Genomic DNA, 1,072 nt, shown 5'->3' on the forward strand with positions numbered 1-1,072 from the left:
GTCCATTGTGTGGCGCCCCACACGCCGGCGATCACGATGCCGAACACGACGGCAACTTGGCCGAACAGCACGTTCGTCCCTTGCATTGACTGACCTCCCATCACGGCACGGTGATGCGCCGCAGGCATCAGGATCAGTGCCGTGGGAAGTAGCGGTCAAAGACCGTTGTGGCGGTGATTCAGGCCGAAAAAGCCAGACTTCTTGCTGTGGCGAAGACAATAAAAAAGCCGCAAGCGGGAGCGCGCTGCGGCGTGATGAGGTAACAGCGAGAACTTCGTCGCGGCCAGGCGACGGCGAGGGGTGCTACTTGGATTTCTGCTCTGGCCGATCACCGAAGAAACGCCGGTTGGCGGCCTCGGCCGCGCGGCGGCAGAGTTCTTCGCCGACCTTCGCGCGGTCTTCCTTGCACAGGCGTTGGACCTCCTTGAGGCGATCGGGATGGGCTACGAGGTAGTCCACAGTTTCTGAAGGCTGGGAGGGGCTGCATGCGGTCAGAGCGGCAGCCAGCATCAGCAACATCAGCTTGTTCATGGTTCCGGTCCTTGCAGCAGGTGGGTTAGGAGTCTTCGGCGGCGCTGGAGTCATCCACCGAATCAATGGAGGCCACTCGTTCGATGAACCGAGCCAGCATGTCGGATGGCTCCACATCACGGTGCAGCAGATAGGTGGTCAGCATCTGCGGCTTGCCCGCCAAGCGCCGGGCCACGACGCCCGGCCCACGGCCGGAAGCGATGTGCGCAGCGCCTGCCAAACCCAGTGCCAGTCCGGCGGAGACCAGGGTCATCATCACCTCATAGGAGGCCACGCGCTGCGCGATCAGAGGACTTTGCTCGTATCGGTGCAAAACGCGATCGACCTGACGCGCATGGCCTGCGCATATCGCTGGATCGCACAGCGCCAACGGATAGCGCAACACTTCCTCCAGCGGAACGTGCTTGTGGGCCAGCACGGGATGGCGAGCCGGGACCGCCACCATCAGTTCGTCCTCCCACGCACGACGCGCCACAATGCCGTCGCCCACCTCGTCGGCCATCGAGAAGCCAACGTCATACAGACCATCTTCCAGGCCCTT

The 1,072-nt window shown here is 62.9% G+C and carries 2 protein-coding genes; both read right to left on the reverse strand.

Features of this window, described 5'->3' with window-relative positions:
* Positions 1 to 303: 303 nt before the first annotated feature.
* Entirely contained in the window at positions 304 to 531 is a 228-nt protein-coding gene (locus K225_RS0119150) for an EexN family lipoprotein (protein WP_026437819.1), read from the reverse strand.
* A 25-nt stretch (positions 532 to 556) separates the two neighbouring features.
* Positions 557 to 1,072: LysR substrate-binding domain-containing protein (locus K225_RS21350; RefSeq protein WP_034713542.1), on the reverse strand; the 516-nt coding region annotated here is incomplete at its 5' end.

Origin of the sequence: Acidovorax sp. JHL-9, from assembly GCF_000426205.1 — a bacterium.
GTDB classification, from domain to species: Bacteria; Pseudomonadota; Gammaproteobacteria; order Burkholderiales; family Burkholderiaceae_C; genus Acidovorax; species Acidovorax soli.

Bases quoted from the DNA above. Each gene is read 5' to 3' on its own strand.
- K225_RS0119150 (WP_026437819.1), bottom strand. From the start codon at position 531: ATGAACAAGCTGATGTTGCTGATGCTGGCTGCCGCTCTGACCGCATGC.